The organism is Rhizobium sp. BK316, from assembly GCF_014193695.1.
In the GTDB taxonomy this organism is placed as follows: Bacteria; Pseudomonadota; Alphaproteobacteria; order Rhizobiales; family Rhizobiaceae; genus Rhizobium.
Genome location: NZ_JACHZR010000002.1, coordinates 497,784 through 514,191, shown reverse-complemented (window position 1 = coordinate 514,191; position 16,408 = coordinate 497,784). Strand labels below are relative to the sequence as shown.

The window sequence follows — 16,408 nt, the reverse complement described above, 5'->3', positions numbered from 1 at the left end:
GTCGTTGCGCGACATGCTCTCTTTGCTTTCACGCAATTCCGGACGCAAAACCGCTACACACTTTTGCTGGAATTGCCCTAGCACCGACAGTTCAGAAACTTTCATATATCCATTAACGCAAATTATTTGCTTTTATCCTTTGCCTTGCCTAGATAGAGCTAACGCAACGACTTAGCTTTAAGGAGCTTATATATGGTCGCCGCTCCCGAATCCATCAAGAATTCGTCGCCCATGGGCTTCCACGCTCTGACGCTTGCCGTCTTCTTCGGCGCGTCGGCGGCCCCGACGCCGCTCTATCGCATCTACCAGGAAAGCTTTGCCGTTTCCCCCATCCTCATCACCGTCATCTTTGCAGTATACGCTTTCGCGCTGCTTGGAGCATTGCTGATTGCCGGCTCGATCTCCGATCATCTCGGGCGGCGACCGGTGATCTTCGGCGCACTGATCCTCGAAATCATTGCCATGGCGCTGTTTTCCATCGCCAGCGGTCCGGAATGGCTGATCGCCGCACGCATCGTGCAGGGTATCGCCACCGGTATCGCCGGCGCCTCCCTCGGCGCTGCTCTTGTCGATATCGACCGGGCCAGAGGGCAGATCGTCAATTCGATCGCGCCGCTTTCCGGCATGGCGATCGGAGCGATCGGCACCAGCGCGCTGATCCAATACGGACCGGAGCCGCTGCATCTCGTCTATGCCTTGCTGCTTGCCGCCTTTGCGGTGCAAGCCGTTGCGCTGTGGCTGACGCGGGAGACGGGCGGCACGCGGCCTGGCGTCTTCGGATCGTTGAAGCCGGCCATTTCCATTCCGCAGCAGGTGAAGCGGCCGCTGTCGCTGGTGACGCCGATCAATATTGCCAACTGGACGCTCGGTGGTTTTTACCTGTCGCTCGTACCTTCCCTGGTCGCCTCCACCACAGGCAGCCGTGCACCACTGACGGGCGGGGCGGTCGTTGCTGCACTGATGCTGTCAGGCGCTGTCTCCGTGTTCCTGCGTCGCAGCCGCAGCCGAAGGCCAATCTCGCCTTCGGCGTGAGCGCACAGACGCTCGGCATTCTGACAGTCGTGGCGGGTGTGCATCTCGCCAACGTGCCGCTGTTGCTGATCGGCACGCTTTTGACCGGTGCCGGCTTCGGCACAAACTTTCTCGGCTCTATCGGGACGATCATGCCGCTGGCCAAGCCGGAAGAGCGGGCCGGCCTGTTGTCAGCCTTCTACATCCAGAGCTATCTCGCCTTCAGCCTGCCGGCGATCCTTGCCGGCTTCCTCGTCAGGTCGATCGGCTATGGAGCAACGACGGATATCTACGCCACAGCCATCGTCCTCATCAGCCTTGCCGGGCTGATGGCGGTACGGAACACTAGAGCGCCGTGCGTCCATTCGGACGCACAAAGGACGCTCTAACTCTTTGAATCTACGCATCAGGCTTCCGAAAATCGATTCCGATTTTCGGGCCGATGCTGTAGAGAAACAGCGACGGCATGATGCCGTTGCGCAGTGTCATCAGCGCCAGCCAAGCGCCGGGGCGACATATTTCAGGATCGATTCGATGACGTGGGCATTATATTCCACGCCGAGTTGGTTGGGCACGGTGAGCAGCAGCGTGTCGGCCTCGGCAATCGCCTCGTCCTTCTTCAGCTCCTCGATGAGAGCATCAGGCTCGGCGGCATAGGAGCGGCCGAAGATCGCCCTGGTATTCTCGTCGATGAAGCCGATCTTGTCCTGCCCTTCATTGCCATAGCCGAAATAGGAGCGGTCGCGATCGTTCACCAGCGCGAAGATGCTTCGGCTGACGGAAACGCGCGGTTCGCGGGCATGGCCGGCGTCCTTCCAGGCCTCGCGATAGGCACGGATCTGCTTGGCCTGCTGAATATGGAAGGCTTCGCCCGTCTCATCGTCCTTCAGGGTGGAGCTCTGGAGATTCATGCCGAGCTTGGCAGCCCAGACCGCCGTTGCGTTCGAGCCCGCACCCCACCAGATGCGGTCACGTAAGCCTTCGGAATGCGGCTCGAGGCGTAACAGGCCGGGCGGATTGGGGAACATCGGCCGCGGATTGGGCTCGGCAAAGCCTTCGCCCCGCAGCACTTCCAGGAAGACCTCGGCATGGCGGCGGCCCATATCGGCATCGCTCTGTCCATCCGGCGGATTGTAGCCGAAATAGCGCCAGCCATCGATGACCTGCTCGGGCGAGCCTCGGCTGATGCCGAGCTGCAGGCGCCCGCGCGAAATCAGATCGGCCGCGCCGGCATCCTCCGCCATGTAGAGCGGGTTTTCGTAGCGCATATCGATAACAGCCGTGCCGATCTCTATGCGGCTCGTCCTTGCGCCGACAGCCGCAAGCAGCGGATATGGCGAGGCAAGCTGGCGGGCGAAGTGGTGAACGCGGAAATAGGCGCCATCCGCGCCCAATTCCTCGGCGGCGACGGCGAGGTCGATCGACTGCAGCAGCGTATCACCTGCCGAGCGCGTCTGAGATTGCGGCGAGGGCGTCCAATGCCCGAAAGAGAGAAAACCGATCTTCTTCATGATTCCATCGCTTAAACTTGTAATTTGCCACCACGCTTCTTGGCATGATTCCGGATGGTCATATAGGCGTTGCGCGCGCGATTTGTGAGCCCTATCCGGCTGGATCAAATGAAACTCACACCCCGAATGTCCCTGCGGTCAATCCAGGGAGCCGCCCAAATCAAGAGATGACAATTTGTCATTTATCCCACTATCAAGATAATTCTTTATTAGTCATATGAAATTACATTCTCTAAATCGTGAGGGCAGAAATCATGAATACGGATAGCTTTGAAAAGAAGGCCGAGCTGTTGCTGGTCATGGCGAATGCCCATCGGCTCAGGATGCTGCAGACCCTGGCGGAGCGCGAGGTCACGGTCAACAATCTTGCCGATATAATCGGCATCAGCCAATCCGCCCTCTCCCAGCACCTTGCCAAGCTCCGCAGCAAGGACCTCGTCAAGACGCGGCGTGATGCGCAGACGATCTACTACTCGGTCAAATCCGACAAGGTCCATGTGATCCTGGAGATGCTGCGTCAGATGTTTGACGAAGGTCAGGCGGAAGATTTTCGCCTCGCCGTTTAACGACTTTGGGCGGAACTTTCAGTGATCCTATAAGTCTTCGTGTTAATCTGCGTAGATCACATTACCCGCCTACACCTTGCCTGTCGTGTGAACATGTTACGGAAATGGTGATTTCCGATTCCCCGCCTGTCGATCTTAAGGGGGAGGAATCGAGCATGACAATTGTATCGGGCTTTGCGGCCTCTCTCGTCCTTGCCACCACCGGCATTGTCTTTGCCCATCCTGCGGCTGGCGCCTGCTTTTCCTGCTATGCTTCCACGAACTTCGCCAGTTGCTCGGCAACCGTGCCCCAGCCGTCATAGAAGCCCAATTCCTCATGCGTGGCGCGAGTCTCCTTGTCCTTGTGCATGACGAGGGCGTTGTAATCGGTGCCTTCCGGGTGGTCGGCGAAGGTGATGATGGCAGTCATGAAGGGGGTCGGCGCAGGGCGCCAGCCGCCGAGAAGCGCGTTGGTGAAAACGATGCGGCGGCCGTCCCGAACATCCAGGTAGCAGGCGCTGAGATGCGGCTGGAAGGGGCGGCCGTCTTCGCTCATCTCGGTGACGAGGGCGCCGCCGGCTGAGACGTCCATGGTGGTGACGCGGCAAAGCGCCGGCGCGGGGATCCACCATTTTTCGAATTTTTCTGGCGTCGTCCAGGCGCTCCAGACGGCTGTCGGCGGGGCCTTGATGATGCGCGAAATGGTGAGATCGAGATCGGGATTCACATTGATGTTCATTGAGGTTTCTCCTCCTTCGATTGCGTGGCCGTGACGAAGGCTTCGAGCCTGTCCGTGCGGGCTTCCCAGATGGCGCGCTGAGCAGAAAGCCAGCCTTCGACCATGGCGAAACGCGGCTTCTCCAGCGTGCAGGTGCGCACGCGGCCCTGCTTTTTCGTTTCGATGAGGCCTGTTTCTTCCAGTAGGCGGATGTGCTTCATGAAAGACGGCAAGGCCATGTCGAAGGGCTTTGCGAGGTCGCTGATGCTGGCCGGGCCAGTGCCGAGACGGCCGATGACGGCGCGGCGCGTGGGGTCGGCGAGCGCTAGAAAGATGCTGTCGAGTTGATGTGAATAGTAATCCATAAGGCTAAGTATCACGACGAGATAGTTAGCGCAAGAGCTAAGTGTTTTGCGCTCCTGCTGGCGTGAGGCACCCCCATCGCACACAGGGGCTGGATTTAACGAGAACGGGAGGGCGGCTAAGGCTACAGCGAGCCTTGCCGCCTCGTTGCTTACGCGGCCTTGTCAGCCGCAGGATGGGGATCGAAGCGGCCGTAGAAGGTTTCGCCCTTGGCGGCCATATCTTTCAGCAGCAGCGTCGGCTTGAAGTGATCGCCATAGGCGGAGGCCAGCTTTTCGGCGAGGTCTACGAAGGCCTTGACGCCCATGCCGTCGATATAGCTCAGCGCACCGCCGGTATAGGGCGCAAAGCCGAAGCCGAGGATGGAGCCGACGTCGGCCTCACGCGGATCGGTGACGATGCCTTCTTCCATGGTGCGGGCCGCTTCGAGCGCGATCGTCACCAGGAAGCGCTGCTTCAGGGTGTTGACGTCGATCTCGTCGGCCGGCTTCTGTGGATAGAGCGTTTTCAGCTCAGGCCAGAGGAACTTCTTGGCGGGCTTGGCCGGGTATTCGTAGAAGCCCTTGCCGTTCTTGCGGCCGCGGCGATCGAGTTCGTCGACCAGCTTGTTGATGAGGGCAAGGTGGCGCTCGTCAACCGCTTTGGGTCCGAGATCTGCGACCGTGGCCTTGAGGATCTTCTGCGAGAGATCGATTGCCACTTCGTCATTCAGCGACAGCGGGCCGACCGGCATGCCGGCCATCTTGGCAGCATTCTCAATCATCGTCGCCGGCACGCCTTCGATCAGCATGTCATAGGCTTCGTGGATGTAACGGAAGACGCAGCGGTTGACGAAGAAGCCCCTGACATCGTTGACAACGATCGGCGTTTTCTTGATGGCGGCGACATAATCCAGCGCCACAGCGAGCGCCCGGTCGCCGGTGTTTTTGCCAAGGATGACCTCGGTCAGCATCATCTTTTCAACCGGCGAGAAGAAATGCACGCCGATAAACTGCTCCGGGCGCTTGGAATTTTCGGCAAGGCCCGTGATCGGCAGGGTCGAAGTGTTGGAGGCAAAGATGGTGGTTTCCGGGATGACGGCCTCGACCTGTTCGATGACCGCTTTCTTGACGGCGCGGTCTTCGAAGACCGCTTCAATAACGAGATCGGCATTGCCAAGATCGGTGTAGTCCGCCGACGGTATGATGCGGGAAAGCAGCGCGGTACCCTCATCTTGCGTAAGACGCCCCTTACCGATGGAATCCTTGACGAGACCTTCCCCAACGCCCCTGCCCTTGGTGGCAGCCTCCATATCGCGGTCGATCAGCACAACCTCGAAACCGGCAGCGGCCGTGACATAGGCGATCGATGCGCCCATGAAGCCGGCGCCGACGACGCCAACCTTTTTCAGCTCCGTCTTCGGCACACCTGCCGGGCGACGGGCGCCCTTGTTGAGTTCCTGCATGGAGATGAAGAGCGAGCGGATCATCGAGAAGGCTTCGGTGGTCTGCAGCACCTGCGTGAAATAGCGCTGCTCGATCTTGAGCGCCGTATCGAAGGGCACCTGCAGGCCTTCATAGACGCATTTCAGGATGGCGAGCGCGCCCGGATAATTGCCTGATGTTTCACGCCGCAGGATCGCTGGAGCCGCCGGCCAGAGCTGGGCGGCAGCAGGCGTCCAGATGCCGCCGCCGGGAACCTTGAAGCCCTTTTCGTCCCAGGGGGCGACAGGCTTCAGTCCATCCTTGATCATCTGTTTGGCAACCGGGATCAGTTGATCCGGCTCGACCACCTGATGGACTAGATTCATCGCCTTGGCGCGCGAAGCGTTCAGCGACTGGCCTGTCGTCATCATCTGCAAAGCGGACTGGGCATCCGTCAGGCGCGAGATGCGCTGCGTGCCACCGGCACCGGGAAAGATGCCGACCTTGACTTCCGGAAGAGCGATCTTGACGCTCTTGGCATTGGAGGCGACGCGGCCGTGGCAGGCGAGCGACATTTCCAGCGCGCCGCCCATGCAGGTGCCGTTGATGGCCGAGACCCAGGGCTTTCCGCAGGTTTCGAGCTTGCGGAAAAGGCCGGTCATGCGGCCGACGAGATCGAAGAGTTTTTGCGCGGCCCCTTCCGGGTTTGCCGACTTCTCCTGCTGGTAGAGGGTGAACATGGATTTGATCATCGACAGATCAGCGCCGCCGGAAAAGGAGGACTTGCCCGAGGTGATGACGACGCCTTTGACGGCGCTGTCGGCGACAGTGGCATCGATGATCGCATCGAGTTCGTTCATCACCTCTTCGGTGAAGACGTTCATCGACTTGCCGGGCATGTCCCAGGTGACCAGGGCAATACCATCCGCATCGGTCTCGACGGTGAAGTTGGTGTAGCTCATCGTCTCTCTCCCTTAGACGCGTTCGATGACGGTTGCCGTGCCCATGCCGGCGCCGATGCAGAGGGTGACCAGCGCGGTGTTCAGATCACGGCGCTCCAGCTCGTCCAGCACAGTGCCGAGGATCATGGCGCCGGTGGCACCGAGCGGGTGGCCCATGGCGATCGCGCCGCCATTGACGTTGATCCGGTCGTGATCGATATCGAAAGCCTGCATGTAGCGCAGGACGACGGCGGCGAAAGCCTCGTTCAGCTCGAAAAGGTCGATATCGGCAAGCGTCATCCCCGTGCGCTTCAGGAGCTTTTCCGTGACGTCAACGGGGCCGGTCAGCATCAGGGCCGGGTCGGAGCCGATATTGGCGAAGGCCTTGATGCGGGCGCGCGGCTTCAGGCCCATGCTTGCGCCCCCGGCCTTCGAGCCGAGCAGGACAGCAGCGGCTCCATCGACGATGCCTGAGGAATTGCCGGCATGATGGACATAATTGACACGCTCGACTTCCGGATGTGCCTGGATGGCGACGGCTTCGAAGCCGCCCATTTCGCCGGGCATCTGGAAGGACGGATTGAGGGAGGCGAGTGCCTGCATGTCGGTGCCGGGTCGCATATGTTCGTCATGGGCAAGGATGGTCAGGCCGTTCTGGTCCTTGACCGGGATGACCGAGTTCTTGAACCAGCCCTTTTCCCAGGCGTTCGCTGCACGCTTCTGGCTTTCGACGGCATAGGCATCAACGTCGTCACGCGAGAAGCCATATTTGGTGGCGATGAGGTCAGCCGAGACACCCTGGGGCATGAAATAGGCCGGGAAATTCACCGAAGGGTCCATGAACCAGGCGCCGCCGGACATGCCGAGGCCGACACGGGACATGCTTTCGACGCCGCCGGCGATGACGATGTCATCGGCGCCCTGCGCAATCTTGCCGGCACCGAAATTCACGGCGTCGAGGCCTGAGGCGCAGAAGCGGGAGATCTGCATGCCGGGCGCCTTTGTCGAGTAGCCGGCTTCGAAGGCAGCGGCCTTGGGGATGACGGCACCGGCATCCATGACCGGATCGACACAGCCCATGATGATATCGTCGACCGTTTCCGTATTCAGTCCGTTGCGGTCGCGGATCGCCTCCAGCGTCTTTGCCGCGAGACGTACGGAGGGCACTTCGTGGAGTGAACCATCCTTCTTGCCGCGGCCGCGGGGCGTGCGGACGTGGTCGTAAATGAAAACCTCGGTCATTGTCTCATCTCCCTGGCGGCGCATGGGCGCCGGTGAATTTCGTTCTTCCGGCAAGGCCGAAGCGGAGAAACCTGCGTCTGCGGCCCCCTCATCCGGCCCTTCGGGCCACCTTCTCTCCTTGGGGAGAAGGGGTCGCAATCAAAAGGCTTCGGCGGCCAGTTCCATCATCGTGTCGGCGCCGGTTTCGATGCGGGCTTTGCGCAATGTGGTTTCAGGCATCACGCGCTCCATGAAGAACTTCGCCGTGATCAGCTTGTTCTTCAGATAATCTTCGCGCGCATCGCCGGCGGCAAGGCGTTCATTGGCGGCTTTCGCCATGCGCGCCCACATATAACCGATGATGACGAGGCCGAAGAGGTGCATGTAATCGGTGGAACCGGCGCCGGCATTGTCGGGCTTGGCCATGGCATTCTGCATGAACCACATGGTCGCGCCCTGCACGTCGTTCAAGCCCTTTTTCAGATGCTTGGCGAAGAAGCTCAGCTGCTCGTCATTGCGGTTTTCCTCGCAGAAATCGCCGATTTCCTTGAAGAGCGCCATGGCGGCGCGGCCGCCGTTCAGCGCCAGCTTGCGGCCGACGAGATCGAGCGCCTGGATGCCGTTCGCCCCTTCATAGATCATGGCGATACGGGCATCGCGCACATACTGGCTCATGCCATGCTCTTCGATATAGCCATGACCGCCGAAGACCTGCTGGGCCATGACGGCGTGATCGAAACCCTTGTCGGTCATCACGCCCTTGAGGATCGGCGTGACAAGGCCGAGAATGTCATCTGCCGTCTGACGCTCTTTCTCATCGCTGGCGCGGTGGGCAATATCGGATTTCAACGCAGTCCAGAGCAGGAAGGCGCGGCCGGCCTCGTTGAAGGCGCGGATGGTCATCAGCGAGCGGCGGATATCCGGATGGACGATGATCGGATCGGCCTTCTTGTCCGGCGCCTTCACGCCGGAAAGCGAGCGGCCCTGGATGCGGTCACGGGCGTAGCTGGCGGCGTTCTGATAGGCGATTTCGGAAATAGCGATGCCCTGCAGGCCGACCATCAGACGGGCTTCGTTCATCATTACGAACATGGCGTTGAGACCGCGATTCTCTGCGCCGATCAGGAAGCCCGTCGCCTCGTCGTAGTTCATGACGCAGGTGGCGTTGCCGTGGATACCCATCTTGTGTTCGATGGCGCCGCAGGAAACGCCGTTGCGGGCGCCGAGCGCACCGTCCTTGCCGACGAGGAATTTCGGGACGATGAAGAGCGAGATGCCCTTGGTGCCCTCAGGCGCACCTTCGATGCGAGCGAGGACCAAGTGGACGATGTTCTCGGTCAGGTCGTGCTCGCCGGCGGAGATGAAGATCTTCTGGCCGGAAATCCTGTAGCTGCCGTCGCCCTGCGGCACCGCCTTGGTGCGCAGCATGCCGAGATCGGTGCCGCAATGCGGCTCGGTGAGGTTCATGGTACCGGACCACGTGCCATCCACCATCTTCGGCAGATAGGTATTCTTCTGTTCATCGGTGCCGTGGACGACGATCGCGGCGATGGCACCCTGCGTCAGCCCCGGATACATCATCAGCGACATATTGGCGGCCGACGTATATTCGCCGACCGCGGTATGCAGCGTATAGGGCAGGCCCTGACCGCCGAACTCTTCCGGCACGGCAAGCCCGATCCAGCCACCTTCCCGATAGGCCTGATAGGCTTCTCTGAAGCCTTTCGGCGTCGACACCGTGCCGTTGTCGTGGCGCGTACAGCCTTCCTGATCTCCGGAATAATTCACGGGGAACACAACTTCCTCGGCCAACTTCGCCGCCTCGCCCAGAATAGCCTCCACCATATCAGGCGTGGCATCGGCAAAACCCGGGAGATTGTTGTAGCGCTCGAGACCCAGTACGTCGTTCAGCACGAAGAGCGTGTCGTTCACCGGGGCCTTGTAGACTGGCATGGTTCGAATTCCTCCAATTCGGCAACCGGATCGCTCCGGCCTTGAGACTCTCTTACAAAATATTGACGTTTGCGTAAACGTCAAATTCTCGGTGCGCGCAATTTTGTGAAGTGGATGAAAGCAGGCGCGTCAAACAGAATGCTAGTTGCCCCCGTTTTCTTCTCCGGCTAAGCGCGCTACATTCATCCAGACCTGCAGAAACAGCTTGGGAGGAGCTATTTCATGAGAAGAATGTGGCCTGCGGAGTTCAATTCCATTTTCGATGCGGCGGAGGAAGTGACGATCGAACCCGTGGTGGTCGAGCCGGTCAATGGCGAAAGGTTGGTTGCGCATGATGAGCCGCCGGCTCCGCGCAAGGCACTGAGAGTGCGCATTCCCATGGAAACCTATGAGCGCATCTGGCCGCTCGCCGAAATGCGCTTCCGGCCGGCCGAAGGCCCCTATGCCGGCAAGGCGATAACGCTGATCGCCACCAATCCGCACTATCACCCCTGGCACCCCGCCGATGGCGGCTCAGAAGAGAAGGTCGGCGACAGCGGTCGCCACTACAGGACCGATTATCTGGTCGTGCATTTTCTGCTCGACGACGTGCGCGAACCCGTCGCCGCCTGAGCATTGATCTTGAAGAAAAGGCAGTTCCCGGAATAGGTTTGCGCCAGCAACCTCTATTCCGGGAGCCGAGCCTTGAGCGATTTCGATATCATCCGTCAGCGCGCCGAGCAGAGAAAAGGCGGCGCCGATGCGCTGAAAGCGATGCTGCCGGCAATGCCGGACAACGAGGCGTTGCGCGCCCTGCCTGACGACCGCATACTGTCGCAGATGACCAGGCGCATTTTCTACAGCGGCTTCGTGCACAAGGTGATCGACAATAAATGGCCTGGCTTCGAAGAGGCCTTCGATGGCTTCGATCCCGCCGCGCTCAACATCGCTTCCGACGAATATTGGCATGATCTGACTGTTGATGACCGCATCGTCAAGAATGGCGCGAAGATCATGTCGGTACGTGCCAATGCGGCCTTCGTGCGCGCGCTGGCGAATGAGGCGGGCAGTGCCGGCGCCTTCTTCGCCGACTGGCCGCGCGAGGATCATATCGGCCTGCTCGAGGCACTCAGCAAACGCGGCAACCGGCTGGGCGGGGCCACCGGTCAATATTTCCTGCGCGGCATCGGTCGCGACAGCTTCATCATGACATCAGATGTTCTGGCCTGCCTGCGGGACGCGGGCGTGCCGCTTTCGGCATCCGGAACCAGCAAGAAGGACCAGCAGCTGATCCAGCAGACCTTCAACCGGTGGGCTCAAGAAACGGAACTGCCGCTCACCTATCTCTCGCGCATTTGCGGGCTTTCGATCGACGCCCCCAAGGAATGAAATATTTCAGGCCGGCTGTTTTTTGGAAGGCCGGGACTGCCTACCTCTCCGAAAGGTTCATCCGAAGGAGAAGATCTCATGGCCGAGTTTCCCTATCGCAGCGCGCTGATTGTCGGCGCCGGTTCCGGCATCAGCGGTTCGCTCGCCCGCGAGCTTTCAGAACGCGGTGTGAAGGTCGGCCTTGCGGCACGCAATATCGGCAAGCTCGGGCCGTTGCTCGATGAAACAGGAGCCAAGGCCTTTGCGACCGATGCCGCGCAGCCGGCGGCAGTTTCGGCGCTATTCGAACGTGTCGATGCCGAGATCGGCGAGCCCGATATCGTGATCTATAATGCCAGCGGCCGCGTGCGCGGGCCGATTGCCGATCTGGATCCTGCCGACGTGGAACAGGCGATTGCGACGAGTGCCTTCGGCGGCTTCCTCGTCACGCAACAGGCGGCAAAACGCATGATCCCGCAGGGGCGCGGCGCGATCCTGCTGACAGGGGCGACGGCCAGCATCAAGGGCTATGCACAATCGGCGCCTTTTGCCATGGGGAAATTCGCGTTGCGCGGACTGGCGCAAAGTGCCGCCAGCGAGCTTTGGCCGCTCGGGATCCATGTGGCGCATTTCATCATTGACGGCGCCGTTCGCTCCGCCACAAGGCCGGATAGGGAAGACAAGCCCGACGGTACGCTTTCACCCGATGCGATTGCGCAGTCCTATATCGACGTGCTGCTGCAGCACCGTAGCGCCTGGTCGCAGGAGGTGGAGTTGCGGCCGTGGACGGAGAACTTCTGATCCAGCCGGTCTCATTGAGCATACATGCTTTCCCGAAGGCGTCGAAACCGGTAGGATCGGATCGGCTTCGACAGCCTGGGAGGGAACGATGCTGCGTCTGGACCATGTGACGATCGATACACGCGATGCGCCTGCCATGATCGCTTTTTTCGAGAACATTCTTGGCGTGAAGGAAGGCTATCGGCCACCCTTTCCCTCGCGCGGCCATTGGCTTTATCTCGACGACAAGCCGGTGATCCATTTGAGCCTGACGGAGCGGGCAGGTGATTTTCCACCCGGCATCTTCAATCATGTGGCCTTCAGCCTCTTCGAATTCGAACCGGCGCTCGCTCGCATCAAAGCCGGCGGCTATCGCTACGAATATCGCGATATTCCGGATACCGATCTCGGACAGGTCTTCATCTACGGGCCTGAGGGCGTGAAGATCGAGTTGCAGTACAAGCGGCCGCTCTGAAGGTTTCGACGCCCGGAACAGGCCCGAAAAGGGCAAAAGTTAAAAAATTCTCATTCCGGTTAACGAGTTCTTTACCACGTTTCGTAAAAGGTGCGCGGTGAGCATTGGCGATCTGCACTCCTTTTCTTTGTCTCGCGTTTCAGGAGTGCCGCCAAAAAACTATCCAGCTTGAGGAAAGTCTAATTGACTATTTCCTTACGGATGGCGCTCTCCCGACGTGTGCCCGGGTACGCTTCGGAAAAGGCAATGATCGAGCCCTGACCGGGCAATCGAAGCGAGCAAGAACATGAACGGATCGCGATCACATTCTTCCCGGCATTCCGACAGGACCTCGCTCGACGCGTTGAACCGCACCATCGAGGGGCTCGAAGCGCGGATCGAAGGCCTGATGGGCAGCGGACGCGAACAGCGGACGCGCAGCACAACGCCCGAACGCGATCTCTATGCCAGTTCCTCCGCGCCGCGCGCAGCCGATCCACTTGCGGAAATCCGCCAGCGCCAGCGCGCGCTCGACGCCACTAGAGAAAACCGCGAGCGGGCCTACGCGCGCGAACCAGCGCCGACCCTGCTGCGTGAATCGGTCCCTGCCCCGCAGCGCGCTTCGGCGCCGCAGCCGGTAACACCGCCCTACCGCGCATCCGACGACACGATGACGGAAATCGCGCAGGCGCTCGTCAACCTGCGGCAGGACCTGAAGCGCGACATTTCCGAAGGCGTGACGCGCGAAATGAACGCGCTGCGCAGCGAGCTGCGCGAGATCAAGACCAGCGCACAGGACCGGCATTTCGCCGACGACATCCGCGCCGACATGGGCCGCTTGTCGCAAAGCATCGCACAGCTCACCAGCCGCTCGGTCGGGCCTGAAGCCGCTGGCCTGCGCAACGAATTCGAAGAACTGCGTTCGCTGATGGACGGGCTGGCGCGCGAGGATTCGCTGCGCCACATTGAACGGCGCTGGGACAATGTGGAAGGCCGCCTGGCAGAGCTCGATACGGTCGGGCTCCAGGAAGAGCTGGTTTCGCTCGCCTACCGGCTTGATGACATCAAGCGCCATCTCGGCGGCATGGGCGAAAGCCCGGCGGTGCGGGCGCTGGAAGACAAGCTCATCACGATTGCCTCTGCCGTCGAGCAGTTCGGCAACATGATCCAGCCACACGACCGGATAATGTCCGAACAATTCGCGGCCATGGACACGAGGCTCGACGAGATCAGCCGCGCGATCGCCGCCAGCGGGCGTGTTTCCGCCGGCACCGACCCGGCGCTGATGCAGCGGCTGGAAAATCGTCTCTCCGCACTCGGCGAACAGATCGAGCTGATGGGCCGGGCCGCCATGAGCCGCCCCAACCCCGCCGATGAGATGGCGAGCCGGCTGGAGGCGCTGACGGCACGTGTCGAAGACCTTGCCAAGACCGAGGCGACTTCGCGTCTCGATGAGCGGCTGGAGCATCTTTCCTACCTGCTCGAGCGTACGCAGAAGGCTGCGCCGCAACAGGACCTGACCGGCGCTCTCTCCGACATCTCCCGCAAGATCGACGCGCTGGAAAGCGGCTCGGTCAACGATGCGCTCGCCAAGCGGCTCGATTATCTCGCACGGCGCATCGACGAGATGGAAATCCGCCCTACCCCTGCAGTGGAAATCGACGACAGCGCCTTCCGCCGTCTCGAAGGTCGGCTGAGCGACATCGCCGCTCGGCTGGAGGAAAGCACGGCGGCTGCGCCAACCGACGCGCGCGCGCTGAAGAACCTCGAGGACCAGATTGCCAATCTCTCCGAGCTCTTGAGCACGCCGCGCGAAAACGCCGAGGTATCGAATCTCGACCGCCGCATGGGCGCGATCGAAGACTATATCGCGACGAACGACGAATATATCATCGAAGCCGCGCGACAGGCGGCGGAGGCCGTGGTCGACGCCTATTCGCGCAACGGCGGGGTACAGGGCACCGCTCCGGCGGCAGCCGATATGTCGGCGCTGGCCGCGCTCGCCGAAGATCTGCGGCATCTCGAAGACTTGAGCCGGGACGGCGAGGAGCGCACCCACAAGACCTTCCAGGCCCTGCACGAGACACTGGTGCATATTGCCGACCGGCTGGACACGATGGAAGAGCGGGTGCGCCCTGCCGCCAGGATGCCGGCTGCCGATGTCGATTTCGATTTCGATCCCGACGCGCTGGTCGATGCCGGCAGGGAGCCGGCCATAGCTCCGGTGATGCAGGCGCCGAAGGCTTCGCCGGTGTTGCATACGGCTGATATCGCCGAAGAGCCGACAGGCCGCATATCGGAAGCGGCATTGGCCGACAGCACCAGCGCGATCGCCATCGAAGCCATCATCCAGCCGGAAAAGCCGGCCGTTCCCGCCAAAGGCAGCCTGCTCGCAAGCCTCGGCCGCAAGCTGATGCCTGCCCGCAAAACAGAAACAAAGGCTGCCGAGCGCACGGTTATCGATCCGGCTCCATCGATCGATCCCGTCGATGTGGTGCCGGCCGAAGCGGCAAACGAGCTGCTGGAACCTGGCTCCGGCGCTCCCGACGTGAAGAAGATCCTGGAGCGCGTACGCGCCAGTCAGAATGCCCAGCGCGGCAAGCCGGCCACCGAGAACGATCGTGCGGACTATATCGCCGCCGCGCGCCGCGCCGCGCAGGCCGCCGCCACGGAAATCGACAGCAACGCAAAGCCGGTGACGCGCGCCGAACGCCGCGCCGCAAAGCCGGAAAAAGCCGGCAAGGGCGGCGCCTTTGCGCGCTTCCGCCGGCCGATCCTGCTGGCAGTCGGTGCCGTGCTGCTCGCCATCATGGCTTTCCCGCTCGCCCGCACGCTGACGACAGGCGAAAAGGCCCCGCCGCCGGCTGAAGTCTCGGCCCTGACCGGCGCCACCGAAACACCGCAGGCCAATATGGCAGCCCCAATGCCGGTTGCGCCGGAAGCATCGGCACCGGAAATGGCCGCCCAGCCGCCGGCAATCGCACCGGAGACAATTCCTCCCGAGGCGACTGCTCCCGCAGCGCCCGATCACCTGACCGACACCGCGCCGCTCGACGGCGAAGGTGCGGAAGGATTCGACCAGGCACCGGCACAGGATGCCTCCGGCTTCGTTCCGAATACGCCTGCCGCACCAGCAGCGACGCCGACCGCTCCTGCAGCTGCCTCGATCATCGTTCCCGACACGATCCAGCCGCAGCCGCTTGCCGATGCGGCACGCAACGGCGATGCACTGGCGCTCTTCGAGATCGGCGCGCGTTATACGGAGGGCCGCAACGGCCTCGCCGCCGATCAGAAGCAGGCAGCGAGCTGGTATCAGCTTTCGGCCGACAAGGGCTTCGCCCCGGCGCAATACCGCCTCGGCAGCCTGTATGAGAAGGGCAACGGCGTCGATCGCGACGTGCAGAAGGCCAAGGCTCTCTACGAGCAAGCCGCAAGCCAGGGCAATGCCGGCGCCATGCACAATCTCGCAGTGCTTTACGCCTCCGGCGCGCTCGGCCAACAGGATTATGCGACGGCGGCCTCCTGGTTCCAGAAGGCGGCCGATCTCGGCATCACCGACAGCCAGTTCAATCTTGCCATCCTCTGCGCTCGCGGCAATGGCGTTCCGGCCGATCTGGAAGAATCCTACAAATGGTTCGCGATCGCTGCCAAAGCCGGCGACAAGGACGCCGCCCAGAAGCGCGACGAAGTGGCCAATGCCATGAAGCCGGACCAGCTCGAACGCGCCCGCGCCAAGGCCGACCTCTGGAAGCCGCAGCCGCTCGATAACAAGGCGAACGGCATCGAAATCCCGGACACTTGGGCAAGCGGCGCTGCCCCGAAGACGGCAACCGTCGACATGAAGAAGGCGATCCGCAACATCCAGGCGATCCTCAACAATAACGGCTTCGACGCCGGCCCGCCCGACGGCGAGATGGGCGCCAAGACGGTGACCGCCATCAAGAACTTCCAGAAGTCGATCGGCCAGGAACCGACCGGCAAGGTCAACGACGATACCGTGAAGGCGCTTCTGGAACGCAACAAACCGGGCGCCAAGGCCATCTAAGACACCCTGGCGACACACCGCCACAGGGCTTCCGGCTTTTGGAGCCGGCTGTCACAAAACCTGAAAAAAGCCGGATTATGCGGGACATATCGGGGCCTGCATCCGGCTGGTCGCGC

At 61.4% G+C, this 16,408-nt stretch carries 12 protein-coding genes and 1 pseudogene; 7 read left to right on the top strand and 6 right to left on the bottom strand.

The features are described from left to right. Positions 1-192: 192 nt before the first annotated feature. Positions 193-1,400: pseudogene (locus FHT87_RS11065) on the top strand (MFS transporter). A gap of 99 nt (positions 1,401-1,499) precedes the next feature. Here the strand turns inward: FHT87_RS11065 and FHT87_RS11060 are convergent. Continuing rightward, positions 1,500-2,522, bottom strand: a complete 1,023-nt coding sequence (locus FHT87_RS11060; protein WP_183801804.1) for an LLM class flavin-dependent oxidoreductase — start codon at positions 2,520-2,522, stop codon at positions 1,500-1,502. 254 nt (positions 2,523-2,776) lie between these two features. On the opposite strand from FHT87_RS11060, the gene FHT87_RS11055 reads away from it, so the two are divergent. Beyond that, positions 2,777-3,088, top strand: a complete 312-nt coding sequence (locus FHT87_RS11055; protein WP_183728367.1) for a metalloregulator ArsR/SmtB family transcription factor — start codon at positions 2,777-2,779, stop codon at positions 3,086-3,088. Positions 3,089-3,335: 247 nt separating this feature from the next. Here FHT87_RS11055 and FHT87_RS11050 read toward each other — a convergent pair whose 3' ends face one another. The 5 genes from FHT87_RS11050 to FHT87_RS11030 form a co-directional block, all read right to left on the bottom strand. After that, positions 3,336-3,806 carry an SRPBCC family protein gene (locus tag FHT87_RS11050; RefSeq protein WP_183801801.1) on the bottom strand — a complete coding sequence of 157 codons (471 nt, stop codon included), beginning with the start codon at positions 3,804-3,806 and terminating at the stop codon, positions 3,336-3,338. Then, on the bottom strand, positions 3,803-4,150 hold the full coding sequence (locus FHT87_RS11045) for a metalloregulator ArsR/SmtB family transcription factor (protein ID WP_183728360.1): 348 nt from the start codon (positions 4,148-4,150) through the stop codon (positions 3,803-3,805). Before FHT87_RS11045 ends, FHT87_RS11050 begins: the two co-directional genes overlap by 4 nt. 149 nt (positions 4,151-4,299) lie before the next feature. Then, the gene (locus FHT87_RS11040; protein ID WP_183801799.1) at positions 4,300-6,513 is read right to left on the bottom strand and encodes a 3-hydroxyacyl-CoA dehydrogenase NAD-binding domain-containing protein; all 2,214 of its coding nucleotides are present in this window, start codon (positions 6,511-6,513) and stop codon (positions 4,300-4,302) included. A 12-nt stretch (positions 6,514-6,525) separates the two neighbouring features. After that, positions 6,526-7,734, bottom strand: coding sequence for an acetyl-CoA C-acetyltransferase (locus tag FHT87_RS11035; RefSeq protein ID WP_183801796.1), 1,209 nt, complete (start codon positions 7,732-7,734; stop codon positions 6,526-6,528). A 138-nt stretch (positions 7,735-7,872) separates the two neighbouring features. Beyond that, the gene (locus FHT87_RS11030; protein ID WP_183801793.1) at positions 7,873-9,666 is read right to left on the bottom strand and encodes an acyl-CoA dehydrogenase C-terminal domain-containing protein; all 1,794 of its coding nucleotides are present in this window, start codon (positions 9,664-9,666) and stop codon (positions 7,873-7,875) included. Positions 9,667-9,888: 222 nt separating this feature from the next. Between FHT87_RS11030 and FHT87_RS11025 the strand changes: the two genes are divergently transcribed. From FHT87_RS11025 to FHT87_RS11005, 5 genes are all read left to right on the top strand, one after another. Then, complete coding sequence (locus tag FHT87_RS11025) at positions 9,889-10,278, top strand: hypothetical protein (protein WP_183728348.1); 390 nt, start codon at positions 9,889-9,891, stop codon at positions 10,276-10,278. A gap of 72 nt (positions 10,279-10,350) precedes the next feature. Next, positions 10,351-11,034, top strand: coding sequence for a DNA-3-methyladenine glycosylase I (locus tag FHT87_RS11020; protein WP_183801790.1), 684 nt, complete (start codon positions 10,351-10,353; stop codon positions 11,032-11,034). Between the two features lie 78 nt (positions 11,035-11,112). Continuing rightward, positions 11,113-11,814, top strand: a complete 702-nt coding sequence (locus FHT87_RS11015; RefSeq protein WP_183801787.1) for an SDR family NAD(P)-dependent oxidoreductase — start codon at positions 11,113-11,115, stop codon at positions 11,812-11,814. A gap of 88 nt (positions 11,815-11,902) precedes the next feature. Then, entirely contained in the window at positions 11,903-12,268 is a 366-nt protein-coding gene (locus FHT87_RS11010; RefSeq protein ID WP_183728339.1) for a VOC family protein, read from the top strand. Between the two features lie 286 nt (positions 12,269-12,554). Then, positions 12,555-16,292, top strand: a complete 3,738-nt coding sequence (locus FHT87_RS11005; RefSeq protein WP_183801784.1) for a peptidoglycan-binding protein — start codon at positions 12,555-12,557, stop codon at positions 16,290-16,292. The last annotated feature ends 116 nt before the right edge of the window (positions 16,293-16,408 follow it).